We start from the raw sequence: 23,001 nt of genomic DNA, 5'->3' as shown, positions 1-23,001 counted from the left end.
CGGTGTCCCGGACAGGGCGTTTGCCTATGGATCCGGAAGGGATCAGCCGATCGCGATCGACTTTTGTTCCGTGTAGACCGACCCGTCGTCGTCATACCAGGTGAAGACAAAATCGCCCGCTTCGGGGACGGTCGCATCAAACTGGAAATACGGGTTGGTGGAAATGGCAGGTTCCATGGTCACATCGACAACGCTCTCGCCGTTGAATTCGCAAGTGAAGCGATTGATGATCGACCGTGGAATGACATTGCCTTCCTTGTCTTTGCGCTGACCGCTCTCCATCTTGTGGCTGATCAGCGTCTTGATGGTCACCGCTTCGCCTGCGGCTGCTTTCTTGGGGACTTTGACGCGTGGTTTTACACCGGATGCCATGTCGTAAACTCCTGATATCTATAGGGGCGAGCCTGAATGACAGGTCGCGCTTAGCCGCCGCAGCCGCCGATGGTTACCTTGACGGTGGAACTGGCCTTGGCAAAGCTGCCGTCGGCCATCTTGGCTACGGCCACGATATCCTGCGTGCCTGCAAGGCGGATCCGGGTGGAGGCAGACTGGCTGGCAGCCAGCGGGCCAAAGGCGAAGGTCGCCACGCCAGGGGTCGGGTTGCCGGTCGCCAGAATCATGATGGCGGTGGCACCGGGGGCGTCGACCGCGATTGGTACCGTATTGCCGTTTTCAGCGATTTCCGGCGCGGTCAGTGTCAGGCCGGTGTCGGCCATCTCCGCGCCACCGGTGAACTCTGCAATCCGATCCTCGGTTGCAGCAACGACACGCAGGGGCAGCATGGTCAGAGCAGCGGCCCCAAGGCCAAGACCAAGTGTGTCGCGACGTGAGAACTCCATCGTATGTCTCCTTTGACGTTGATGGCGCAAAAAGATCCCGGTCTTTTGCGTCAGTCTTCTTTCAGGGTCGCAAGAAATGCGACCACATCTTCGATTTCCTGAGCGGTCAGGATGGGCGGCAGCGGCTCGGTGCCCGCCTCGCCCGTGTAGGCATCGCCCGGACGAATGAAGCCATCGACCTTGTAGAAGGCCGGCATCATGGTACCGTCGAATGTCATCTTGGCGTTGGCCACGAGGCCGCGCAGTTCGGCTTCGCTCCAGCGGCTGCCTGCACCGTCAAGCGCGGGGCCGATTTCGCCGTGGAATGGCACATCGGACAGCGCGGTCACCTGATGGCAGGCCACGCAATTGCCCTTGGATTTATCGCCAACCAGCAATGCGCCACTGGCGGCATCCCCGGCAGCCCCGCTGAGCGATGCGGCAACGGCGCCATCTTCGTCGTAGCCGACGTCTTTCGGCGCGATCTCAGCGGCAAACGCAACTGTCCCGGCCAGACAAGCTGCCAGTGTCAGAGATATTTGCTTCATGTTTCCTCCCATTGGCTCCCACGCGCTTTTGGCGTGCTTCGCTGGCGGTCACCCTAGGCGACCTCACCCGCTTGACGCAACATCAAATTCAGTAATTTGAATTTTATTATGTCGTTTCATATGGCCCGCCCAAGAGAGGCCGTGACACGCAGCTGCTGCAGGTTGGCTGGCGTGTCAGGCACGGGGCACGCAGCACCTCAATCAGCAGAGCCGTTGTCGCGCTCCTGAATGCGACGGGCATGATAGCGCTGGAAATCTTCTCCGTTATCAAGATTGTAGCGCTCTTCCTTAACCCAGGTGAACATGTCCAGCGTGGTTCCAACGCCAAAGGCCCCCGGCATGATCGACACCGCCGCCTGAGGGGCCGGAACCGCGGGCACCTCTTGGGGTAGGAACATCATGGTCGGCGTAAACAGGATGCCCCATTTGCGCGCCATATCCTTTTCGGACAGGGTTTCACCGTCGAAATCCGTCACCTCCACATCACCATAAAGATTGAGCTGCACGACGAAGAAATTGTCCGCGATGTAGCTGCTGACCTGAGGTTTGGGAAACACCTCCTCGTGCATTTTGGTGCAGTAGATGCAGCCTCTCTGCTCAAAGAACAGCACCAGCCGTTTTCCTTCGGCGTTGGCCTCCTCCAGATCCTCGCGCAGATCCTTGAAAGTCTCGCGCATCCAGGGGGTTTTGTGCAGGCCATCGTCGCCCAGCTCTACTGCCAAAACGGGCCCGGCGCAGAGCAGCCACAGCACGGCAATCCACAATCGTCTCATCTCTCATCCTCCCGTTCAGGTTCACAATAGGCGCCCAACGCACCGCTGATCAGCCAATGTTCGTAAAGGCAGGAAACCAGCGGATCATCGCCTCGGCAATATAGCGCACGCTGCCGGTCGCGATCAGCACCGCAAAAACGATCAACATGCCCCCCATCCCCTTCTCCACCCAGGCAAAGGCCGCCCGGTGGCGCGCCACAAAGCCAAGGAACGGGCGCGCAAACAGGGCTGCGATCACAAAAGGTGCGGTCATCGCCGCACCGTAAACCAGCAGCAAAAGCCCGCCTCGCCAGATATCGCCCATGCCAGATGCAATCATCAGGATCGAGGCCAAAGCAGGCCCCACACAGGGCGTCCAGCCAAAGCCGAAAGCCAGCCCCACCAGATATGCCCCGGTATAGGTCGCGGGCGACGCGCTACTTTCAACCCGGGCTTCGCGGTACAGCAGCGGAATGCGCACAACCCCGAGAAAATGCAGACCAAACACCAGCAGCAGGGCCGCCGCCCCATAGGCTAGGATATCAAGATACTGCCCGAACAACTGCCCCAGCGCAGTGGCGCCCATGCCCATCAGTACAAACACGGTGGTCACGCCAGCGGCAAAACAGATCGACGCCAGCACCAGCCGACGCTGCGCACCGGGCGCGATGTCACCTTCACTGCGCAGCTCAGCCATGGAGAGCCCGCCCATGTAGGACAGGTAAAACGGCACCATCGGCAGAACACAGGGGGTGAAGAACGACAAAAGCCCGGCAATCACAGCCCCAAACAGGGAAATCTCCAGCATATTTTCGGGCCCCTTGCGACCTTGTGTGTTCGACCAGTTCAGACCGCGATCACCTATCCGCGCCAACAACGATACCCCGCCAGTTGCGGACACAAACGAAATCGCCGCAGGTGTCTGGCACATGAGGCAGCCCCCGGTGGCGTTATCAAGTGACGTTATCAGGGCACAGTCTGCTCTGTGAAACTTGTACTATTCACATATTCAAATTACGTAGTACATATAGACACCTACCAGACGGGGCCGTCAATGGCCCGACTTTGGTACATCCACACCGCATCACGGACCCACAGCTGACTGTTGAGACCCATCACATCATGGCCCTTGCCCCACTGATATCCTTACCGCGCCGCGTTTACCGCGCGGCTGGCGCGCCTCTAGCGGCGCTGGCTCTTTTGGCGACGACAGGTATTGCGGCCAAGACGGCTGATGCCGCAGAACTGGTGATGGTCGAGCAACCGGGCTGTGCCTGGTGCGCGCGTTGGGATGCCGAGATTGCGCCGATCTATCCCAAGACCGCCGAAGGTCGCTTTGCCCCGCTGCGCCGCGCTGATCTGCGTGCAATGCCGGAGGATCTGACCCTGTCACGCCGGGTCACATTCACGCCAACCTTCTTGATCGTTGAAGACGGGCATGAAATGGCCAGACTGGAAGGCTATCCGGGAGAGGATTTCTTCTGGCCGTTGATCACTGGGCTCTTGCAGGAACATGCCGGTTTCATACCGACAGGCTCCGCGCCCAGCGCCCCCGACCAGACCACCGCCCCCTTGGCCACCAATGGTTGAACCAGGAGAGAACACCGACATGGCCCTGCCACAGTTTTCCGCCGATATGGATCCCGAAGATCTGGACACGATGGTGGACAATGCCACCCGTGCGTCGAATTTTCTGAAGGCCATCAGCCATGAGGGGCGCCTGATGATCCTGTGCCATCTGGTATCGGGAGAAAAATCGGTCACCGAACTGGAGGAACTGCTCTCCGCGCGGCAAGCGGCTGTCTCACAGCAGCTGTCGCGCCTGCGCCTCGAAGGTCTGGTCATTCCCCGTCGTGAGGGCAAGGCCATCTACTACCGACTGGCCGATGACCGTCCGCGCCGCATTCTCGAAGTGGTCTATGAGCTTTTCTGCAAAGACGATTGACCGCAGCGACCGGCCATTCCGGTTTCGTTTGCGGAGCCGTCATGTTCGGCCACCCCCGCAGACCTGAAACCGGCGGAGCCCGCCTCTGATGCCCGAAGCCCTGTCCGATCTCATCAGCGACACGCATCTGACCGCCCTTCTGGGGCTGTTTGGTGGCATGCTTCTGGGGCTGACCGCGCGGCTGGGTCGTTTCTGCACGCTGGGCGCGATTGAGGATCTGCTCTATGGCGGCTCCTCCTTGCGTATGCGGATGTGGGGCATGGCCATTGGTATGGCAATCCTTGGCAGTTTCGGATTGATTGCACTGGGCTGGCTTGATCCGGTGCAATCGCAATACCTCGCCATCCGCTGGATGCCGCTGGCCTCAATCACAGGCGGGCTGCTCTTTGGCTACGGAATGGCGCTCAGCGGGATGTGTGGATATGGCGCCATTGCACGTCTCGGCGGCGGCGATCTGCGCAGTTTTGTCATTGTTCTGGTGATGGGGGTGTCCACCTTTGTGGTGCTGTCAGGCCCCCTCGCCCCCTTTCGCAACCTGATCTTTTTTCAGGATCCCATCACCGACGACCTGCCTGCGGGGATCGCACATCATTTGGCCGATCAGCTCGGGCTGGCAATAACACCCATCGGCTTTGCCATTGGTGGGGCAATCCTGCTGTTTTCCATCTTGGGGCGGGAGGTGCGCGAGGCCCCTGCTGCCATCGGCTGGGCGGCACTGGTGGCGCTTGCCGTTGTCAGCGGCTGGGCGGGCAGCAGCTATATCGCGCGCACCGGTTTTGACGCGGTGCCTGTTGTCTCGCATTCGTTTTCCGCGCCGCTGGGAGAGACCATCATGTGGACCATGACCGGCAGCCTGCGCCCAATCAGCTTTGCCGTCGGATCGGTCAGTGGTGTCTGGCTCGGTGCCTTCATCGGTTCCCTGATCAAGGGGCATTTCCGCTGGGAAGCCTGCGATGATCCGCGGGAGCTGCGCCGCCAGATCATCGGGGCCGCAATCATGGGGACAGGCGCCGTGCTGGCCATGGGCTGCACTGTTGGCCAGGGGCTGAGCGCGTTCTCCCTGCTGTCGCTGTCCGCGCCGGTGACCTTCCTTTCGATCTTCGCCGGAGCAGCCGTGGGGCTGCGCCAGCTGATCACTGGATTTCGCCGCGCGGCCTGACGAGCGTCGGCCCAGGAGCCTGTCGGTGACCACAAAAATGTGACCGGGAGAACACCTGCAGACGTCATAGACTGTCGGCAACAGAGGGAGTTCATGGCAATGGTTAGGGATCTGATCCGGCTCAGCAGGATGTCGCTGCAGCGCGCAGCTGCCGTCGTCATCCTGACAGGCCCCGCACTGCTGCAGACGTCTAACGTCGCAGCAGGCCCGCTCACCGACCGCCCTGGCTGGGCCGTACATCACACCACCAAACCTTATGCGCAGCTGGTCCGCGACGTAATCACGGCCACCAAGTCACAGGGCCTGGTTGTTGTCACCCAAGCAGGCCCGACCAAGGCCGCCGCCGCGCGCGGCATCACCATTCCCGGCAATCGGGTGATCGGTATTTTCAACAATGACTACGCGGTGCGGGTTCTGCGCCGCTCGACTGCCGCAATGATCGAGGCACCGATCCGACTTTATGTGACCGAAGAGGACAACGGTGACGCCACTCTCTCCTACAAAACCGCCATCCATGTCTTTGCCCCCTATCTGGCGGAGGGCGGGCCAGAGCTCGCAGACATCGCGGCCGAGCTGGACCAACATCTTGAGGCTATTGCGCAAAAGGCTGTGCAGCCGGCACCTTGACGCTCACACCCCCGTGAGGAGGCTTGCAACCTTGTCCGGTTCCGGCAATTTGGCGGGACAGGTTCACGAAGGGCAGATTTCATGACTGAAACCAATTCCGCAGCCGCGGCGGCCACTGACCCACTGCGCGCCGCTGATGTGCTGGCACAGCGGCTATATGCGGCGGGATGCCGCCACGCCTTCGGCATGCCCGGCGGTGAGGTTCTGACCCTTGTCGATGCGCTGACCAAGGCGGGGATCAGCTTTCACCTCGCCAAGCATGAAAACAGTGCCGGCTTCATGGGCGAAGGTGTGCATCACAGCGACGGCGCGCCGGTCATTCTGGTCGCCACCCTTGGCCCCGGCGCCCTGAACGGGGTGAATGTGGTGGCCAATGCCCATCAGGACCGCGTGCCGATGCTGGTGCTGACCGGCTGCGTCGATACGGTCGAGGCTGCGACCTATACACATCAGGTGCTGGATCATCAGGCAGTGTTCGCCCCAATCACCAAAGCCAGCTATCGCCTTGATGCAGAGGCCGCCGGTGTGATTGCAGACAAGGCCCTGCGCATTGCAACCCAGCCACGCAACGGGCCGGTGCATATCGACGTGCCGATCTCTGTCGCTGATGCCCCTGCCGGCTCGCACCGTCCGTGCCTCGCGCCTGCCAGAGCCACGCAGCCCCAGCCCGCTGACCTGGCGCAGGCGCGCGCATGGCTGGCGGAGGCAGACCGCCCCCTTGCGGTGATCGGTCTCGATGCTGTTGCCGAAGACGCCGGGGCAAGCATGCGCGCCTTTCTTGAACACTACCAGATCCCGTTTGTGACCAGTTACAAGGCCAAGGGTATCCTGCCCGAGGATCATCCGCTCTGCCTCGGCGGTGCCGGGCTGTCGCCTCTGGCGGATCGTCACCTGCTGCCGCTGGTGCGGGAGGCCGATCTAGTTTTGGCGTTGGGGTATGACCCGATTGAAATGCGCCCAGGCTGGCGCAACGCCTGGGATTGCAGCCGCCAGCGGGTGATCGACATCTGCGCCGAAGACAACACCCATTACATGCACAGCGCCAGCCTGACTGTTGTGGCAGGCCTCGCCCCCAGCCTGCGGGCACTGACCCTCGGCGCGCAGCTAACGGATGATGCGGCCCAAGCACAGGCGAGATGGCCTGACGGACAGCCGGAGGCGGCTCGCGGCGCCCTTGCTGCGGCATTTGCGGCAGATGCCGACTGGGCCCCCGCCGCGATCATCGCAGAATGTCAGTCAGCCCTGCCCGTCGATACGCTCGCCACGGCGGACAGCGGCGCACATCGGATTTTGCTCTCGCAAATGTGGCGCTGTCAGGAGCCCCGCGCGCTGATCCAATCCTCGGGCCTTTGCACCATGGGCTGCGCGGTGCCGATGGCCATTGGCCGCAAACTGGCCGAGCCGCAGCGCACGGTTGTCAGCTTCTCCGGCGATGCCGGGTTCCTCATGGTCGCGGGGGAGTTGTCCACTGCGGCGGAACTTGGCGTGGCGCCGATTTTCGTGGTGTTTGTCGATGCGAGCCTTGCGCTGATTGACCTCAAACAACGCCAGCGCCGCCTCGACAATGCCGGTGTTGATTTTGGCCTGCATGATTTTGCCGCCATGGGCCGTGCCTTTGGGGGTAACGGTGTGCGGGTTCGCGACCGCGCCAGCCTGCGCGCCGCCCTGAATGAGGCACAGCAGGCCAAACACTTCACCGTTATTGCTGCAGAATTTGACCGGGAGGCCTATGATGGGCTCATCTGATCCGACCACCGACGGCAAACTGCCCCACGGCCCCCTCGCAGGCATCAAGGTGCTGGACCTCTCCCGCATTTTGGCGGGGCCAACCTGCACCCAGATGCTGGGCGATCTGGGCGCCAGCGTGCTGAAGGTGGAAAATCCGCAGAGCGGCGGCGATGACACCCGCCAATGGGGACCACCCTATGTGGTCGATGCCGAGGGTCAGCAATCCGATCTTTCAGCTTATTTCATGGCCGCAAACCGCAACAAGCGCTCCGTCGAGGTGGATATCTCTACCGTCGAGGGGCAGCAGGTGATCCGCCGCCTCGCCGCCGAAGCAGATATTCTGCTGGAGAACTTCAAACCCGGCGGGCTGGCCAAATACGGGCTCGACTACGACAGCCTGCATGCAGAGTTTCCGCATCTCGTCTATGGGTCCATCTCGGGCTACGGGCAGACCGGCCCCAACGCGCAGAAGCCCGGCTATGATCTGATGGCGCAGGGCTACGGTGGGATCATGTCATTGACTGGTGAACCAGACGGGCGCCCCATGAAGGTCGGCGTCGGCATCGCCGATGTGATGTGCGGCATGTATGCCTGCGTCGGCATATTGGCTGCCCTGCGCCACAAGGAGCAGACCGGCGAGGGCCAGCAGGTTGATATCGCGCTTGTTGATGCGCAGATCGCCTGGCTGATCAACGAAGGTGTCGCCACGCTCAATACAGGGACCGCCCCGAAACGGCGCGGCAATGAGCATCCGAGCATTGTGCCGTATGGGCTTTATGAAACCTCCGACGGGCATGTGATTCTGGCGGTGGGCAACGACGCGCAATTTGGCCGATTCCTGTCCTTTCTCGGGCTGGATGGGCTGGCGCGGGATCCGCGTTTTGCCACAAATCCGGCACGGTTGCAGAACCGCGATGCGCTGGCCGATATTCTGGTGCCTGCTCTCCGCCAATACAGCACCGACGCAGTGATCGCCGCGATGGAGGCCCGCAAAGTGCCCGCCGGGCCGGTGCAAACGCTGGATCAGGTTTTTGCCAGCGATCAAGTTGCGGCCCGCGAAATGACAATTGAGATGACCTCTGCTGCCGGGCCTGTCAGGCTGTTGGGCAACCCGCTGAAATTCTCGCGCACGCCGGTCACCTATCGGCACGCGCCACCAACCTGTGGCGACAGCACCGACCTTCTTTCGACGGCAACGAACCCCTTTACCGAAGAGAGCCGCTGACACTGATCGCGACGGCGCGGCATCGGTGCCCCCTCAATCCACCTGCATCAACGCAGAGGGATTGAGGGGAACGCCACTCCTATCCCCTTAGGAAATCGCGGAAAACAGTCCGGTTGGTCATTTGCAACCGGCAGGATCTGGCCGAGTGTTACAGAAACTGGCGATCTTCGGCCAAAGCCAGGCATCCCAGGCTTGCCAGATTGGTAAAAATGCGGGAAATCGCTGCCAATCGACATGGTTGGCTCCCTATTCCCACGAGATTGCACACGCCACTTCACCAAACCGCGAGCGGGCATCGCGAGACGCGATTGCGTGCTTTAGGCTCGACGACAAAGCGCCACTGCTTTCGTTTTTGACACGGATCGGACAAACGATGATGCAAGACATATTCGGCCAAGAGACCAGTCTGACAGACGCCGCAGCTCTTAAGAACTGGAACGCCGTACAGATGGGGGTTCTGTCACATGCCGCTGCGGCGCCAACACATCTCGGTGCCCTGCTGGACACCGCCCCGGAGTTTGCACTGGCGCAGGCTGCCAAGGGCATGTTTGTCCTGCTCTTGGGCCGGGCAGAGCTGATGCAGGCCGCCCATGACGCCTATGCCGCCGCCAGGGCCACCGAAGACGGCGCCCTCCCGCGCGAGCGTCACTACATTGCAGCACTTGGAGCTTGGCTAGAGGGGCGTCCCTCCGCTGCAATTGCCGAGATGGAGACGGTGCTGCGCAGCCACCCGGAGGATGCGCTGGCGATGAAACTGAGCCATGCGATCCGCTTCATTCTCGGTGACAGCACGGGCATGCGTCGATCCATTGAACGCGTATTGCCTGCCTATGCGCCTGATCACGCAGGGCGGGGATATCTGCTTGGCTGTCATGCTTTCTCGCTTGAGGAGACCGGCGCTTATGATCTGGCCGACGCGACTGGCCGACAGGCGCTCTGGATGGCGCCGGATGATGCCTGGGGCCTGCACGCCGTGGCCCATGTGCATGACATGACAGGCAATTCACGCGCCGGGTTGGACTGGCTCACCGGGCGCGAGGAGGCCTGGGCACATTGCAACAATTTCCGCTACCACGTCTGGTGGCACAAAGCGCTAATGCACTTGGATCAAGGCCAAACCGAACAGGTTCTGGCGCTCTATGATCATGAGATCCGCAAGGATAAAACCGATGATTACCGCGACATCTCCAACGCCACCTCACTGCTGATGCGGCTGGAATTGGAGGGCGTGGCCATTGGCGATCGCTGGGAAGAACTGGCCGAGCTTTGCGCCAACCGCACCGAGGATGGCTGTCTGATCTTTGCTGACCTGCATTATCTGCTGGCGCTGGTTGGGGATGATCGCAAACTTGAGACCGGTCAGCTGGTGCAACGCATTCATGCCGACGCCCGTCGCGGCGCAAGTGAAAGCGATGCCCGCATGGCAACGCCCGGATGTGGTCTCGCGCTGGGGCTGGAGGCGTTTGGTGAAGGCAACTACAGCGAAGCCTTTGGATATCTGGCGACGGGCCGCAGTTCGCTGCAACTGGCCGGTGGCAGCCATGCCCAGCGGGACGTCTTTGAGCGCGTGACCATTGATGCAGGCCTCCGGGCGGGCCGTCTGGATGCGGTGGAGGCTATTCTCAACGAACGGCGGGCCCAGCGAGGTGGCGCCGAAGACAGCTATGCCCAGGCGCGCCGCGCCCTGATCGCTGCCGGACGTGGTGCGCCAGGCGCACAAAGCGTCCCGGCAGAATAACCGAAGTAAGGACACGACAGCCTATGGCGACCATCTCGCCCTTTCCCGGTGCCAAGGGCACCGAGACCACACCAGTGGCCAATCGCCCGGTTGCCCCGCAATCGGACGTGCAGCCGCGTGCACCCCGTGATCCACGTCTGGATTTCTACCGGGGCATAGCGATGTTCATCATCCTATGCGCCCATATCCCGGGCAACCGCTGGACCGGATGGATCCCGGCGCGGTTTGGCTTCTCCGACGCGACAGAGATCTTTGTCTTCTGTTCCGGCATGGCCTCGGCCATCGCCTTTGGTGGTACCTTTGGCCGTCAGGGATGGCTGATGGGCAGCGCACGGGTTCTGTTTCGCTGCTGGCAGGTGTTCTGGGCCCATATCGGGCTGTTTGTGTTTATCGCGACCAGCATGGCGGCGCTGGATCTTTATGGCAGCTTCGACAAAAGCTATATCGCCTCGCTCAATCTGCGCCCGTTCTTTGAAAACCCGGTGCCGCAGCTGGTCGGGCTGATGACGCTCAGCTATGTGCCGAACTATTTCGACATCCTGCCGATGTATCTGGTTGTTCTGGCGCTGATGCCGCTGATGATGGGGTTGGAACGTATCGGGATCTGGGCGGTGGCTGCCGCTTCAATCGGGATCTGGCTGCTCGCCAATCCCTATATGATCGGCCTTGGACCGGATGGGCTGTCGCTCTCGGCTGAACCCTGGTCCAGCCGGGAATGGTTCTTCAATCCCTTTGGCTGGCAACTTTTGTTCTTTACCGGTTTTGCCTTTATGAAGGGCTGGCTGCCAGCCCCGCCCGTCTCCCGCGTGCTGGTGGTCGTGGCCGCATCCTACCTTGTCCTGCTTGCCCCGTTTGGGTCCTGGAAGGTTTTTCTCTGGGTCGAGGCCTGGAACCAGGATCTTGCCGACCTCATCCGTCCCACCTGGAAGCAGACGGCGGAATGGCGGGAGAAAACCGACTTTGGCCTGCTGCGCTTTGGGCACTTCTTGTCGCTGGCCTATCTCGGTTGGGTGATCGCTGGTGAAGGTGGTCGACGCCTGATCGCATCCGGCCAGTCAACGGCGGCCCGCATCTGGGCCGTGCTCCTGTCGCTGATCACCAAGGTCGGTCAGCAATCGCTTGCGGTCTTTGTCTTCTCAATGGCACTGGCACGGCTCCTTGGCTTTGCCATGGACCTGACGGACCGGTCTGTCCTGACAACCGCATTTTTCAACCTCACAGGGTTTGGCCTGATCATTGGCTGCGCCTATATCGCTGCCTGGTTCAAATCGCATCCATGGAAAACCAAGAGATGAGAGCATTTTCGCGACGCACCTTTCTGGCAACGGCCTTGGCCAGCACCGCTCCGTTTGCGCTTGGGGCGCTGACATCGCCCGCATCGGCGACGGGTGGCCCTGCCTTTTCGCGCGAAACCGTGGTGTCCCTTGCCCGCGATCTCGCAGCCGCCCCCTATGCGCCCCGCGCCAGCGTTCCGCAGGACTGGCAAGAGCAAAGCTATGAGGACTATCAGACCCGCTGGTTCCGCAGCCGTGACGCGCTCTGGTCGAAAACCCCGCGCAGTTACAACGTCGATTTCTTCCTGCCGGGGCTCTACTTCCCCCGCCCGGTAGAGATTTTCACCGTCGAAAATGGCCTGGCACAGCCGGTGGCCTTTGATCTGTCCCTGTTTGACAAAACCGATAAGGCGCCTGATCTCAGCATTGACGACAGCCTTGGCTATTCCGGCTTTCGCCTGCGCACCGATCTGAAAGAACCGGGCAAGAAAACCGAGTTCTGCGTCTTTCAAGGGGCGAGTTACTTCCGCGCCATCGGGGCCGCCCATACCTATGGGCTGTCGGCACGGGGACTGGCCGTGAACACGGCCACCGCAAAGGGTGAAGAATTCCCTGAATTCATATCGTTCTGGCTCGAAGCTCCAGTACCGGGGCAAAAGAATATGGTGGTCCATGCCCTGATGGATTCCCCTTCGGTCACTGGTGCCTACCGGTTCGATATCCTGCCCGGTCAGAACACCGTGATGGAGGTCGAGGCGCGCCTCTTTGCCCGCGAAGAGCTGGACAATATCGGGCTTGGACCACTCACGTCGATGTTCCTCTTCGATCAGACCAACCGCAACCGGTTTGATGATTTCCGCCCCGCAGTCCATGACAGCGACGGGTTGCTGGTGGTCAACGGAAATGGCGAAACCCTATGGCGGCCGCTGGCCAACCCGAAAACGCTGCAACTGTCTTCCTTTGTCGATGAAAACCCGCGTGGCTTTGGCCTGATGCAGCGCCCAAGGCTGCTGTCGGACTACGAAGATCTGGAGGCCCATTATCACCAGCGCCCGGCGCTGTGGGTGGAGCCGAAGGGCGATTGGGGCAAGGGCGCGGTCACATTGGTGGAAATCCCGGCCGACAAAGAAATCTACGATAACATCGTCGCCTATTGGCGCCCACGTGAGAGCTACGCGCCCGGTTCCGAAATCAATATCGACTACCGCCTGACCTGGGGCGATGGTCCGGACCTATCTGTGCCACAGGTGATCAACACGGCGGCTGGCGCGCGGATCTTCGGGGATCCCGGTCGCATCATGACCATCGATTTTGCTGCCCACCCGATGTTTGCGGGCGGTGTGGATGATCTTGAGGCGCATATCACCTCTCCCCATGTCACCCCGACCGAAGGCGTATTGCAGGAAAACCCGGAAACCGGCGGTTTGCGGCTGGCGTTTGCCTTTGATCCGGGCGAGCGCGATCATGTCGAACTGCGCGCAGAGCTGCGCAAGGACGGTCAGCCCGCCTCGGAAGTCTGGCTATACCGGTGGACCAAATGACCAATTTTTCACTGACCCCACCGGAACAGCCACTGGCCATGCCGGAGCAGAACTTCGGCGCCTATTTTCAGGATCAGGCCTGCCCTGCTCTTGCTGACCGGATCCCCACATCCGCACAGACGGGTGAGGCAACGCAAGGGCAAGTCGCGCTCTGGCGGGTGCTGGCCTTTTCCCCGGCGATGGCGGCAACTGGCCTGCTGACTTGGGGGATGAAGGACTGGTTTGCCGCTGACGGGTTCTCCACCCTGGAAATCGCGCTTCTGGTACTGATTTCCTTCAACTTTTTCTGGATCTGCTTTTCGGTTTCGACCGTTCTTCTAGGCCTCTGGGGGCTTTCGCAACGGCCGCGCGCCTTGGGACGAGGCCGCCCGCAGCGGATGAAGGTCGCGCTCTTGATGCCGATCTACAATGAGGTGCCCTGGTATGTGCTGGGCAATGCCCAGTCGATGCTGGAAGAACTGCATGCCCGTGGCGGGGTTCATGACTATGCAATGTTCATCCTGTCCGACACCCGCGATGACGCCATCGCCGCGCAAGAACGCGCCAGCGTAGAGGCTCTGCGTGCGATGCTGCCTGCCGGAACCCAGCTTTACTATCGCCGCCGCGAAGATAACGCCGGCCGCAAGGTTGGCAATATCGCCGATTGGGTGCGCCGGTGGGGCGCGGGTTGGGACGCCATGCTGGTGCTGGATGCCGATAGCCTGATGACGGGACGCGCCATCGCCCATCTGGCGGACGCGTTGGCCCGCGATCCCGGCGCGGGCCTCATTCAGAGCTACCCGCAGCTGATCGGCGCGCAGTCAGTCTTTGGCCGGATGCAACAATTCGCCAATGGCGTCTACGGTCTGGCGCTGGCCGAGGGGCTGGCCCGCTGGGCCGGGCATGAGGGCAACTACTGGGGCCATAACGCGATCATCCGCACCCGCGCCTTTGCCGCCTGCGCAGGGCTGCCACCGCTGCGCTCGGTCTTTGGCGGTGAGAAGCTGATCATGAGCCATGACTTCGTCGAAGCGGGCCTTCTGCGCCGCGCAGGCTGGAGTGTTCAGTTCCTGCCGCGTATCCGTGGCTCCTACGAGGAAACACCGCAGACGTTGATTGATCACGTGCTACGGGACCGGCGCTGGTGTCAGGGCAACCTGCAGCACCTGAACCTCTTGAACGCCAAGGGCTTTCGCGCGCTGTCGCGGTTCCATCTGCTGCATGGGGCCATCGGTTATCTGATGGCACCGGTCTGGTTCGCGTTGCTGGTGATCTGGGCACTGATCGGACGCGGCGAAGAGGCCTCTGTCCTCACCTACTTCAGCGAAACCAATCCGCTGATGCCGTCTTGGCCCGACATGTCAGAGCCACGCCACGTGCTGGTGATCCTGCTGATCTATGCCATGTTGCTGGCGCCAAAATTGCTGGCTGTTGTCGCCCTGCCGATGACCGGCAGCCGGTTCTCCGAATATGGTGGCGCAGGTCGGTTTACCCTGTCGCTGTTCGTGGAAATCCTACTTGCGGTCCTTTATGCGCCAATCCTGATGGTACAGCAGATGATTGCTGTGCTGCGCACCACCTTCGGCCTGCAAAAAGGCTGGTCGCCACAGGCACGCGACGGTGGCCGCTATTCCTGGCGGACGCTGATAACGTGCCATGCGCTGGAAACTGTCAGCGGGATTGCCCTCTGGAGCGGTATTCTGGCGGGTGTGGTCTCTGTCTGGCTGCTGCCGATCGCGCTATCGCTGGTGCTGGCGGTACCGCTGTCGGCGCTCTCTGGTGTGCCGTTGCAGCGCTTTGCCAAGGCCCTTCTGGCAACACGCGAAGTCCACAAAGAACCCCGCATCACCCGCATCGCTCGCGCCCGACGCAATCGGCTGCGCATGGCATTGGAGACCGTGCCGACGCATCGCACCGCAGCTGAGTGACACGCCCGAAATTGTGTGAATACGTAAACCCTGAGAGATTTTAGCAAATTTCTCAGGGTATTTTTATTGAAATATCGACATCAATATAGCTGCGAAACCTGTTCCCTCATTGCGACAGTGCGCTGTTCTCGACCCAATCCACCAGCCAGTTGGCCCAATCCCGTGGCACCCGGTGACCGCCCGCAAACAGCACCAATTCGATATCCGCGTTCGGTCCGCAGTCCCAGCGACGCCGCAGCTGACCGCCAGCGGACCAACTGCGGCTTGGCGCATGTGTGTCGCACCCGTTGGTATCCCGCCACAACTCCAGCCCGGCAAAGATATCGCCCTGCTGAAAGCGCCTGTTTCCAAGGTAGCGCCCTTCCAGCGGCACCACCTCATCCGCCCATCCATGAGTATGCATCAGGCGGATTGGGCCTGCGCAGCTCTCTGGTTGAGGCCGCCAGAAACTGCCCGACACCGTCGCATAGGCAAGGAACTGATCAGGTGACGAACACGCGAGATAGCTGACCATGAAGGCACCTGCGGAAAATCCTGATAATACAATCGACTCTCGGTCGATGTTAAACTGCTTTTCGGCATCTTTCAGAACTGCGTCGAAGAAGGCAGATTCGTCACGGCCACCGAAATCTGGCAAAAACGCCCAAGAGCGGGGGCCGCCGGGATTGCGGGGCAGCGCCGTGGGTGCGATGACCGCATAGCCGCGCCCGGTCAGACCATCGACCATCGCCTGATTGCGCAGGGCGGCTTCGCCCGAGCCGCCATAGCCGTGCAGAAACATCACTGCCGGGATTGCCGCGCCGGGTTGCGTGTCAGGTGGCGTGTCAGGCAGGATGATGTGATAATCCCCCTCCTTAATCTGACAGGCATCACCCCGTGGGCCACATTCAGCCACGGCCACAGATGCGAGTGAGATACCGGACAGCGCCACAGCAAGACCCAAGCACAAGCGACCAGCGCGCACAATCGCGGGCCGCATCAGCCCTGCCCCGTCCAGCGGGCGACGGGTAGATTGCTGCGCAACCAGCCCGGACCAGCGGCAGAGCCAAGCATGCCCTCCGGTACGTCCATGACATTGGAATACCCCGCCGCATCCAACGCCAGGGTCACACGGGCCGAACGCACGCCGCGCGCGCAGATCAGCGCCAGCGCCGCACTGCGATTGCCGCCGGTAACCTGATCAAGCGCCGCCAGAAAATCGTCGCGCCGCATATCAATCTGATGGCTGCCAACGGGCACCCCGCTCGCCCGCCATTCGCGCGGGGTGCGGATATCCACCAGGATCAGCTCATCTGCCTTGGCTTTTGCAAAGGCCTCCTCCACCGTCAGACGCGGCAAATCATGGTCTGGGGGCTGGCGGCGCCACCAGACATATCCACCGACACCCGCAACGGCCAACCCGCCGACAGCTACACCGGCACGCAGGAACCGACGCCGCGAAATCACAGAACCGCCCAGCCCGGACGTGAGTTGTGGAGTGCCGTCGCCGCCTTCGGACTGAGGATTGGAATTATCTGACCGTTTTGATTGAGAATGCGACATCTGGCCTCTCCCCTCACTGCAGGCGCCGTCCTACATGATCCAAGACCTAGCAGGTTCCTGCATAGTGTTCAGCATGAGACATCCCGCACGGTGATCAAGTTCTTGTCAACCTGACACCAGATCGCATCAAACCGGTGCGGCGCGCAAAAAACTAACCTGATCGCCGCTTTTGCAGGGTTTGCAGGCGCGGTCGGGGCTGGCACAGTTGCGAAAAATTGCTTAGGCAGCAAACGATCTGGCCCTGTGCATGGAGGAGAACCGCACGTGTCCCTGTTCCTGATTGCAGCCCTGCCCTTTCTGGGCGCGGTATTCCCCGCGCTATTGATCCGTGCCGGGCGCAATGCCTCGGCATCGGCGGCAGGCCTGACAACATTGCTCGCACTCATCGGACTGATGCTGCACGCCCCGGCGGTGATGCGCGGGGAGGTCATTCAGGCGCAATTCGACTGGCTGCCCGCCCTGGGGCTGAACGCCAACTTCTTTCTTGACGGGCTAGGCTTCCTCTTTGCGGGGTTGATCCTTGGTATTGGCCTGCTGATCATCCTTTATGCGCGGTTTTACCTGTCGCGCGAAGATCCGATGGGCAATTTCTACACCTATCTTCTGCTGTTTCAGGGCGCGATGGTGGGTATTGTCACATCCGATAACATCCTGTTGCTGCTGATTTTCTGGGAACTCACCTCGCTCAGCTCCTTTCTGCTGATCGGTTACTGGAAACATCTGCCGGAAGGGCGCCAGGGCGCGCGCATGGCGTTGACTGTCACCGGTGCGGGTGGTCTGGCCATGATCGGTGGCATGCTGATCCTCGGCAATATCGTTGGATCCTATGACCTGACCGTCATCCTCGGCGCGAAGGAGGTCATCCAAGCCTCGCCGCTTTATCTGCCCGCCTTGATCCTGATCCTGATCGGCGCATTCACAAAATCAGCCCAGTTCCCGTTTCATTTCTGGCTGCCCCACGCAATGGCGGCGCCCACCCCGGTATCCGCCTATCTGCACTCCGCCACGATGGTGAAGGCAGGTCTGTTCCTGATGGCGCGGATGTGGCCCGTTCTGGCCGGCACGCCTGAGTGGTTTTATATCGTTGCGACAACCGGGCTGATCACCATGGTGCTGGGTGCGATCATCGCCCTGTTCAAGGATGATCTCAAGGCGCTTCTGGCGTTTTCCACCGTCAGCCATCTGGGGCTGATCACCATGCTCTTGGGCTTTGGCACCAAGTTTGCGGCGGTGGCTGCAGTGTTCCACATCATCAACCACGCGACCTTCAAGGCGGCGTTGTTTATGAGTGCAGGCATTGTCGACCACGAGGCCCATACACGTGACATCAAGCGTCTTGGCGGCCTGCGGCACCTGATGCCGATCACTTTTGCCATTGCGACGGTTGCAGCGCTGTCAATGGCCGGCATTCCGCCCTTTAACGGCTTCCTGTCCAAGGAAATGATGCTCGAGGAGACGGTACACACGGCCTGGGCTGGCTCACATTATCTGGTGCCTGGCCTCGCGCTGCTGGGGGCGCTGTTCTCTGCGGCGTATTCGTTCCGGTTTATCGCCCATGTGTTCCTCGGTCCGAAACGAGATGATTATCCGGCGACCCCGCATGATCCGGGTGCCGGTATGTGGCTGGCGCCTGCGTTCCTTGTGGGTCTGGTAGTGCTGATCGGCCTGTTCTCGGCGAAGATTGTCGGGCCACTTGTGGCCACAGCAGCCTCTGCGGTCATCGGTGGCGAGAAACTGCCCTATTACTCTTTGAAACTCTGGCACGGGTTTACCCCGGCGCTCTATATGTCGATGGCGGCGGTTGTTGGCGGTGTGGTGCTGCTGATGCTGCACAAACCGCTCATGCGTCTCTGGGATGCCACTCCGCGCCCTGAGGCAAAGGTGATTTTCGAGGCGCTGATTGCTGCCCTGACCCGCCTCGCGCGCGGGATCACCGACGGGATGCACAATGGCTCTATGCCGCGGTATGGCGGGATCATGATCACCTTCACCGCGGCGCTGTCCTACTACGCCTACCAATCCGGCACATTAGCCGCGCCGACACGAACCCTTCAGGATGTGGGCCTGATCCCGATCCTCGGTTGGGCCAGCCTGTTGATCGCCACCGGTTTCCTTGTCGCGATGCACCGAAATCGCCTGCTGGCACTGGTGCTGATTGGCGTTGTTGGTCTCGTGGTCTCCATGGGCTTCAACTACATGTCGGCCCCGGATCTCGCCCTGACGCAGATTTCGGTCGAGGTGGTCACTATCATCCTGATGCTGCTGGCGTTGAACTTCATGCCGAAAGAAACCCCGGTCGAAAGCTCCGGCGGTGCCCGTCTGCGCGATATCTCCATTGCCAGCATCGCAGGTCTGGGCGTCGGCGGGCTGATCTATGCCCTCATGACCCGTGATTTCATCGGCGAGACGATTTCCGGCTTTCACCTTGAGAACTCCTACAAGGGCGGCGGCGGCACCAATGTGGTCAATGTGATCCTGGTCGATTTCCGGGGCTTTGACACCTTTGGCGAGATCATCGTGCTGGGGATTGCTGCACTGGTGATTTTTGCCCTGACCGAAGCGGTCTTGGGCACCCGCGTGCGGGCCTATCTGCTGAACCGCAAACCGGATCTTCCACAGGCCGGTGACTCCCATCCGATGATGATGGTGGTGGCGACCCGCGTAATGATGCCACTGGCACTGATGGTGGCGGCCTATATCTTCTTCCGGGGGCACAATCTGCCCGGCGGTGGCTTTATCGCCGGTCTGATCGCAGCGATTGCTGTCATTATGCAATATATGGCGTCTGGCTTTGCCTGGGCGACCGAGCGGCAGCGCTACCCCTACCATGGCATCATCGGGTCCGGCGTGCTGATTGCCGCCGCAACCGGTATGGGGTCGTGGTTCAGTGGTCAGCCGTTCCTGACCAGCGCCTTTGGCTACATCCATTGGGCACCGCTGGAGGAGTTCGAATGGGCCACTGCGGCGCTGTTTGATCTCGGCGTGTTCCTGGCCGTTGTCGGCGCGGTTCTGCTGGCGCTGGAGAGCCTGTCGCGCTTTGCCTGGCAGCCGGGGACCGACAGCACCCATGCGATGGATATCAACCCGGCCCGCGATGATGTGGCCAAGACCGAGAACGAGGGCTGATTATGGAAATTCTAGTCGCTTCGGCCGTGGGCGTTCTGACCGCGGCCGGCATCTACCTGATCCTGCGCCGTCGCAGCTTTCCCGTTATTCTTGGGCTGTCGCTGGTGTCCTATGCGGTGAACGTGTTCCTGTTTGCCACGGGCCGCCTGATGACCAATGCGCCTGCGATCCTCAACAAATACAAAGAGGTGGCCTATACCGATCCACTGCCGCAGGCGCTGGTGCTCACCGCGATCGTGATCTCCTTTGGCATGACTGCCGTTGTCGTGATGATCGCGCTTGGGGCCTATCTGTCGTCGCAGGATGACCGGATCAACCTCAGCGACGACGATGCGAAAGCAGGAGAAGACGCATGAACCACCTTGTGATTGCGCCGATTGTCCTGCCGGCCCTTGTCGCACCCTTTATTATCATGGTGCTGCGCTACCATCTGGATCTGCAACGGATCTTTTCCGTTGCCAGCAGCGTACTGGTGCTGTGCCTGACGCTGGCGCTGGCCGCGCAAGCCGCGGATGGCACCGTGCAGGTCTATGAATTGGGCGACTGGCCGGCCCCCTTTGGGATCGTGCTTGTGCTGGATCGGCTGTCGGCGATGATGATCGTCCTCACCTCGGTGCTGGCGCTGGCGGTGGTGCTTTATGCGATTGGCACCGGTTGGGATTCCCGTGGTGCTAATTTCCACGCGTTGTTCCAGTTCCAGATCATGGGCATTCTGGGGGCCTTCATGACCGGGGATGCCTTCAACCTGTTTGTGTTCTTCGAGGTGCTGCTGATTGCCTCCTACGGGCTGATGATCCACGCGGGCGGTGCCAAACGGTTTCAGGCCGGTGTGCAATATGTGGTCTATAACCTCTTGGGCTCCACCCTGTTTCTGTTTGCCCTAGGCACCATCTACGCCGTCACTGGCACGCTGAACATGGCGGATCTGGCGGTCCGTGTGGCCGAGATGTCCGCCGAAGAAACCGCGCTTCTTAGAGTGGGCGCAGTAATGCTGCTCCTGGTTTTCGCGATCAAGGCTGCGGTTCTGCCGCTGCATTTCTGGTTACCGGCCTCCTACAGCCATGCGCCCCTGCCTGTTGCTGCCCTGTTTGCGATCATGACAAAGGTCGGCGCCTATTCGATCCTGCGCGTCTACACCCTGATTTTTGGCCCGGACGTCGCAATCACCGAAGGGTTGGTTGGCGACTGGCTGCTGCCTGCGGCGCTGTTGACGCTTGCGGTCGGGGCTGTTGGTGTCCTCGGCTCTCGTGAGATCGGACGGCTGGTGGCCTTTGGCGCGATCACATCGATGGGCACGCTGTTGATTTCCATCGCATTGTTTACCCCGGCTGCCACTGGCGCCGCGCTCTACTACATTGTCCATTCGACGCTGGCGACAGCACTGATGTTCCTGATAGCCGATCAGGTGATGGAGCGTCAGGGCGGCGCGGTTGCGGCGATGCGGTTGATGCCGCAGAGCGGCCTTCTGTCTGTGATGTTCTTTGTCGCTGCGATTGCGCTGGCGGGGATGCCGCCGCTCTCCGGCTTCATCGGCAAACTGCTGGTGATGGACGCCGCCCGGGATCATGATCTGGTCTGGTGGATCTGGGCGGTAATCCTGATCGGCTCTCTGGTGACGATCATAGGCCTCGCCCGTGCTGGCACGCTGATTTTCTGGAAAAGCCATGGTTTGCCGGACAGCGATGTTGATCCTGATGCAGTCGCAAATGCTGAGGACGACGACCTGCTTGACGGAGAGGCAACTGCCGCCCCTGCGGCGGCACCGGTTCTGCCGCTGGTTGTCTGCTTTGCCCTGATGACCGCACTTGTAATGCTCACCGTCTTTGCCGGGCCGATGACGCGTTATGCCGATGCAACCGCGGCCCAGCTGTTCACGCCGACCGCCTATATCGAAACCGTCCTCGGGGGGGCCTCAAAATGAAGCTGATGCGCCGCATACTGCCGCACCCGATCCTAACACTGGTGCTGACTGTGACCTGGCTGCTGCTGGTCAACGGCTGGTCACTGAACTCCTTGGTTTTTGGCTTCATGCTGGGGGTTTTGATCCCCTTCCTGACGCAGCCCTACTGGCCGCAACAGCTGAAGATGAAAGGCCCGATGAAGATCATCGGCTATGTCCTCATCGTGCTTTACGATATTGTGGTTGCCAATCTGGTGGTCGCCAAAATCGTGCTGTTCAAACCCAATTCCCGCCGTCACCCCAATTGGGTGACTGTGCCGCTGGAGCTGCGCACACCTGAGGCAATCACGGTATTGGCCGCAACAATCACAATGACCCCGGGCACCGTATCGGCGGACCTTTCGGCCGAGGGCCATGCGCTGCTGGTGCATTGCCTGGATGCGCCCGATCCGGAGGCGGTGCGCGACGACATCAAAGACCGCTACGAACGTCGCCTGAAGGAGATTTTCGAATGATCGAAACTGCTGCAATTTTTGCGTTCGTCTGCTTTGCATTGTCGCTGCTGATGAACCTCTGGAAGGTCGTCTCGGCCGAGGATGTTGCTGACCGGATCCTTGCTCTGGACACCATGTTCATCAACGCGATCGCGCTTATGGTGCTTTATGGCTTGGCGCTTGGGACTGAGATCTTCTTTGAGGCGGCAATGATCATCGCCATGCTGGGATTTGTCTCCACTGTGGCCTATGCGCGGTTCATCCTGCGCGGCAATATCATCGAGTGAGGAGAGACCATGGACCAATTCTTTGACATTGTCATTGCCGGGTTTCTCGTGATCGGCGGGGTGTTCGGCATCGTCGGCTCCTTTGGCCTGCTGAAACTCAACGACCGCATGTCGCGGCTGCATGCGCCAACGAAGGCAACAACGCTGGGCGTCGGCGGTGTGCTGCTGGCCTCAATGACCCATGCAGCGGTTTATGAGCACCACCTGTCGGTGCATGAACTCATGATCACGCTGTTCCTGTTCCTGACCGCCCCGATCACGGCAAATTTCATTGCCAAGGTGCATATCCACCGCCATGACACACCAGACAGCCTGCCGGACGCGGGCGAGGACAAGATCTGGGCAACCCATAAGAAGCCCGAGAACGAGGTGATCGGGCCTGAGGTCTGA

The 23,001-nt window shown here is 60.9% G+C and carries 23 protein-coding genes; 16 read left to right on the top strand and 7 right to left on the bottom strand.

The window, feature by feature from the left end; translation table 11 throughout:
* Nucleotides 1-42 precede the first annotated feature (42 nt).
* From soxZ to OO25_RS01900, 5 genes are all read right to left on the bottom strand, one after another.
* Nucleotides 43-372 carry a thiosulfate oxidation carrier complex protein SoxZ gene (soxZ, locus tag OO25_RS01920; RefSeq protein ID WP_014874370.1) on the bottom strand — a complete coding sequence of 110 codons (330 nt, stop codon included), beginning with the start codon at nucleotides 370-372 and terminating at the stop codon, nucleotides 43-45.
* A gap of 50 nt (nucleotides 373-422) precedes the next feature.
* A complete protein-coding gene (gene soxY, locus OO25_RS01915) occupies nucleotides 423-839 on the bottom strand; it encodes a thiosulfate oxidation carrier protein SoxY (protein ID WP_040173173.1) in 417 nt (138 codons plus the stop codon).
* 50 nt (nucleotides 840-889) lie between these two features.
* Nucleotides 890-1,366, bottom strand: a complete 477-nt coding sequence (gene soxX, locus OO25_RS01910; protein WP_040173172.1) for a sulfur oxidation c-type cytochrome SoxX — start codon at nucleotides 1,364-1,366, stop codon at nucleotides 890-892.
* A gap of 197 nt (nucleotides 1,367-1,563) precedes the next feature.
* Complete coding sequence (locus tag OO25_RS01905) at nucleotides 1,564-2,139, bottom strand: thioredoxin family protein (RefSeq protein WP_040178218.1); 576 nt, start codon at nucleotides 2,137-2,139, stop codon at nucleotides 1,564-1,566.
* Between the two features lie 49 nt (nucleotides 2,140-2,188).
* Nucleotides 2,189-2,926: a cytochrome c biogenesis CcdA family protein gene (locus OO25_RS01900; protein ID WP_040178710.1), complete on the bottom strand. Its 738-nt coding sequence runs from the start codon at nucleotides 2,924-2,926 to the stop codon at nucleotides 2,189-2,191.
* A gap of 314 nt (nucleotides 2,927-3,240) precedes the next feature.
* Between OO25_RS01900 and OO25_RS01895 the strand changes: the two genes are divergently transcribed.
* From OO25_RS01895 to mdoH, 10 genes are all read left to right on the top strand, one after another.
* Entirely contained in the window at nucleotides 3,241-3,708 is a 468-nt protein-coding gene (locus tag OO25_RS01895) for a hypothetical protein (RefSeq protein WP_040178217.1), read from the top strand.
* Nucleotides 3,709-3,727: 19 nt separating this feature from the next.
* Entirely contained in the window at nucleotides 3,728-4,063 is a 336-nt protein-coding gene (locus tag OO25_RS01890) for a helix-turn-helix transcriptional regulator (RefSeq protein ID WP_014874364.1), read from the top strand.
* An 88-nt stretch (nucleotides 4,064-4,151) separates the two neighbouring features.
* Complete coding sequence (locus OO25_RS01885) at nucleotides 4,152-5,222, top strand: YeeE/YedE family protein (RefSeq protein WP_040178214.1); 1,071 nt, start codon at nucleotides 4,152-4,154, stop codon at nucleotides 5,220-5,222.
* Nucleotides 5,223-5,321: 99 nt separating this feature from the next.
* Nucleotides 5,322-5,849 (top strand): DUF302 domain-containing protein, encoded by a 528-nt coding sequence (locus tag OO25_RS01880; RefSeq protein ID WP_040178709.1) that lies wholly within the window; start codon nucleotides 5,322-5,324, stop codon nucleotides 5,847-5,849.
* 81 nt (nucleotides 5,850-5,930) lie between these two features.
* A complete protein-coding gene (locus OO25_RS01875) occupies nucleotides 5,931-7,595 on the top strand; it encodes a thiamine pyrophosphate-binding protein (RefSeq protein ID WP_052465580.1) in 1,665 nt (554 codons plus the stop codon).
* Nucleotides 7,582-8,802 (top strand): CaiB/BaiF CoA-transferase family protein, encoded by a 1,221-nt coding sequence (locus OO25_RS01870; protein ID WP_040178213.1) that lies wholly within the window; start codon nucleotides 7,582-7,584, stop codon nucleotides 8,800-8,802. Before OO25_RS01875 ends, OO25_RS01870 begins: the two co-directional genes overlap by 14 nt.
* A gap of 373 nt (nucleotides 8,803-9,175) precedes the next feature.
* Nucleotides 9,176-10,540, top strand: coding sequence for a tetratricopeptide repeat protein (locus OO25_RS01865; protein WP_040178212.1), 1,365 nt, complete (start codon nucleotides 9,176-9,178; stop codon nucleotides 10,538-10,540).
* A gap of 23 nt (nucleotides 10,541-10,563) precedes the next feature.
* Entirely contained in the window at nucleotides 10,564-11,835 is a 1,272-nt protein-coding gene (locus tag OO25_RS01860) for an OpgC family protein (RefSeq protein WP_040178211.1), read from the top strand.
* On the top strand, nucleotides 11,832-13,355 hold the full coding sequence (locus OO25_RS01855) for a glucan biosynthesis protein (protein WP_040178209.1): 1,524 nt from the start codon (nucleotides 11,832-11,834) through the stop codon (nucleotides 13,353-13,355). The genes OO25_RS01860 and OO25_RS01855 overlap by 4 nt, the downstream gene beginning before the upstream one ends.
* Nucleotides 13,352-15,262, top strand: a complete 1,911-nt coding sequence (mdoH, locus tag OO25_RS01850; protein WP_040178208.1) for a glucans biosynthesis glucosyltransferase MdoH — start codon at nucleotides 13,352-13,354, stop codon at nucleotides 15,260-15,262. The genes OO25_RS01855 and mdoH overlap by 4 nt, the downstream gene beginning before the upstream one ends.
* Before the next feature lie 106 nt (nucleotides 15,263-15,368).
* Here the strand turns inward: mdoH and OO25_RS01845 are convergent, their stop codons facing one another.
* Complete coding sequence (locus OO25_RS01845; RefSeq protein ID WP_040178206.1) at nucleotides 15,369-16,241, bottom strand: PHB depolymerase family esterase; 873 nt, start codon at nucleotides 16,239-16,241, stop codon at nucleotides 15,369-15,371.
* Nucleotides 16,241-16,804, bottom strand: coding sequence for a rhodanese-like domain-containing protein (locus OO25_RS01840; RefSeq protein WP_040178204.1), 564 nt, complete (start codon nucleotides 16,802-16,804; stop codon nucleotides 16,241-16,243). Before OO25_RS01840 ends, OO25_RS01845 begins: the two co-directional genes overlap by 1 nt.
* A gap of 264 nt (nucleotides 16,805-17,068) precedes the next feature.
* Between OO25_RS01840 and OO25_RS01835 the strand changes: the two genes are divergently transcribed.
* Genes OO25_RS01835 through OO25_RS01810 form a run of 6 tightly spaced genes read left to right on the top strand, consistent with a single transcriptional unit; the run spans nucleotide 17,069 to nucleotide 23,001 of the window.
* Nucleotides 17,069-19,930, top strand: coding sequence for a monovalent cation/H+ antiporter subunit A (locus OO25_RS01835; protein WP_040178203.1), 2,862 nt, complete (start codon nucleotides 17,069-17,071; stop codon nucleotides 19,928-19,930).
* A 2-nt stretch (nucleotides 19,931-19,932) separates the two neighbouring features.
* Complete coding sequence (locus OO25_RS01830) at nucleotides 19,933-20,286, top strand: Na+/H+ antiporter subunit C (RefSeq protein WP_040178202.1); 354 nt, start codon at nucleotides 19,933-19,935, stop codon at nucleotides 20,284-20,286.
* Nucleotides 20,283-21,851, top strand: a complete 1,569-nt coding sequence (locus tag OO25_RS01825) for a monovalent cation/H+ antiporter subunit D (RefSeq protein WP_040178201.1) — start codon at nucleotides 20,283-20,285, stop codon at nucleotides 21,849-21,851. Before OO25_RS01830 ends, OO25_RS01825 begins: the two co-directional genes overlap by 4 nt.
* The gene (locus tag OO25_RS01820; RefSeq protein WP_014879732.1) at nucleotides 21,848-22,345 is read left to right on the top strand and encodes a Na+/H+ antiporter subunit E; all 498 of its coding nucleotides are present in this window, start codon (nucleotides 21,848-21,850) and stop codon (nucleotides 22,343-22,345) included. The genes OO25_RS01825 and OO25_RS01820 overlap by 4 nt, the downstream gene beginning before the upstream one ends.
* On the top strand, nucleotides 22,342-22,611 hold the full coding sequence (locus OO25_RS01815; protein ID WP_014874349.1) for a K+/H+ antiporter subunit F: 270 nt from the start codon (nucleotides 22,342-22,344) through the stop codon (nucleotides 22,609-22,611). Before OO25_RS01820 ends, OO25_RS01815 begins: the two co-directional genes overlap by 4 nt.
* A 9-nt stretch (nucleotides 22,612-22,620) precedes the next feature.
* Entirely contained in the window at nucleotides 22,621-23,001 is a 381-nt protein-coding gene (locus OO25_RS01810; protein WP_040173140.1) for a Na+/H+ antiporter subunit G, read from the top strand.

The organism is Phaeobacter sp. S60 (assembly GCF_000826845.1).
In the GTDB taxonomy this organism is placed as follows: Bacteria; Pseudomonadota; Alphaproteobacteria; order Rhodobacterales; family Rhodobacteraceae; genus Phaeobacter; species Phaeobacter piscinae.
This window is presented reverse-complemented; position numbering and strand designations above follow the sequence as displayed.

What these genes read in the sequence shown, in the direction of transcription:
- OO25_RS01880 (WP_040178709.1), top strand. Translation starts at nt 5,322, where the DNA reads ATGGTTAGGGATCTGATCCGGCTCAGCAGGATGTCGCTGCAGCGCGCA.
- OO25_RS01810 (WP_040173140.1), top strand. Translation starts at nt 22,621, where the DNA reads ATGGACCAATTCTTTGACATTGTCATTGCCGGGTTTCTCGTGATCGGC.
- mdoH (WP_040178208.1), top strand. Translation starts at nt 13,352, where the DNA reads ATGACCAATTTTTCACTGACCCCACCGGAACAGCCACTGGCCATGCCG.
- OO25_RS01820 (WP_014879732.1), top strand. Translation starts at nt 21,848, where the DNA reads ATGAAGCTGATGCGCCGCATACTGCCGCACCCGATCCTAACACTGGTG.
- soxY (WP_040173173.1), bottom strand. Translation starts at nt 839, where the DNA reads ATGGAGTTCTCACGTCGCGACACACTTGGTCTTGGCCTTGGGGCCGCT.
- OO25_RS01905 (WP_040178218.1), bottom strand. Translation starts at nt 2,139, where the DNA reads ATGAGACGATTGTGGATTGCCGTGCTGTGGCTGCTCTGCGCCGGGCCC.
- OO25_RS01830 (WP_040178202.1), top strand. Translation starts at nt 19,933, where the DNA reads ATGGAAATTCTAGTCGCTTCGGCCGTGGGCGTTCTGACCGCGGCCGGC.
- OO25_RS01885 (WP_040178214.1), top strand. Translation starts at nt 4,152, where the DNA reads ATGCCCGAAGCCCTGTCCGATCTCATCAGCGACACGCATCTGACCGCC.
- OO25_RS01860 (WP_040178211.1), top strand. Translation starts at nt 10,564, where the DNA reads ATGGCGACCATCTCGCCCTTTCCCGGTGCCAAGGGCACCGAGACCACA.
- OO25_RS01815 (WP_014874349.1), top strand. Translation starts at nt 22,342, where the DNA reads ATGATCGAAACTGCTGCAATTTTTGCGTTCGTCTGCTTTGCATTGTCG.
- OO25_RS01870 (WP_040178213.1), top strand. Translation starts at nt 7,582, where the DNA reads ATGGGCTCATCTGATCCGACCACCGACGGCAAACTGCCCCACGGCCCC.
- OO25_RS01840 (WP_040178204.1), bottom strand. Translation starts at nt 16,804, where the DNA reads ATGTCGCATTCTCAATCAAAACGGTCAGATAATTCCAATCCTCAGTCC.
- soxX (WP_040173172.1), bottom strand. Translation starts at nt 1,366, where the DNA reads ATGAAGCAAATATCTCTGACACTGGCAGCTTGTCTGGCCGGGACAGTT.
- OO25_RS01825 (WP_040178201.1), top strand. Translation starts at nt 20,283, where the DNA reads ATGAACCACCTTGTGATTGCGCCGATTGTCCTGCCGGCCCTTGTCGCA.
- OO25_RS01865 (WP_040178212.1), top strand. Translation starts at nt 9,176, where the DNA reads ATGATGCAAGACATATTCGGCCAAGAGACCAGTCTGACAGACGCCGCA.
- OO25_RS01845 (WP_040178206.1), bottom strand. Translation starts at nt 16,241, where the DNA reads ATGCGGCCCGCGATTGTGCGCGCTGGTCGCTTGTGCTTGGGTCTTGCT.
- OO25_RS01875 (WP_052465580.1), top strand. Translation starts at nt 5,931, where the DNA reads ATGACTGAAACCAATTCCGCAGCCGCGGCGGCCACTGACCCACTGCGC.
- OO25_RS01855 (WP_040178209.1), top strand. Translation starts at nt 11,832, where the DNA reads ATGAGAGCATTTTCGCGACGCACCTTTCTGGCAACGGCCTTGGCCAGC.
- OO25_RS01890 (WP_014874364.1), top strand. Translation starts at nt 3,728, where the DNA reads ATGGCCCTGCCACAGTTTTCCGCCGATATGGATCCCGAAGATCTGGAC.
- OO25_RS01900 (WP_040178710.1), bottom strand. Translation starts at nt 2,926, where the DNA reads ATGCTGGAGATTTCCCTGTTTGGGGCTGTGATTGCCGGGCTTTTGTCG.
- OO25_RS01895 (WP_040178217.1), top strand. Translation starts at nt 3,241, where the DNA reads ATGGCCCTTGCCCCACTGATATCCTTACCGCGCCGCGTTTACCGCGCG.
- soxZ (WP_014874370.1), bottom strand. Translation starts at nt 372, where the DNA reads ATGGCATCCGGTGTAAAACCACGCGTCAAAGTCCCCAAGAAAGCAGCC.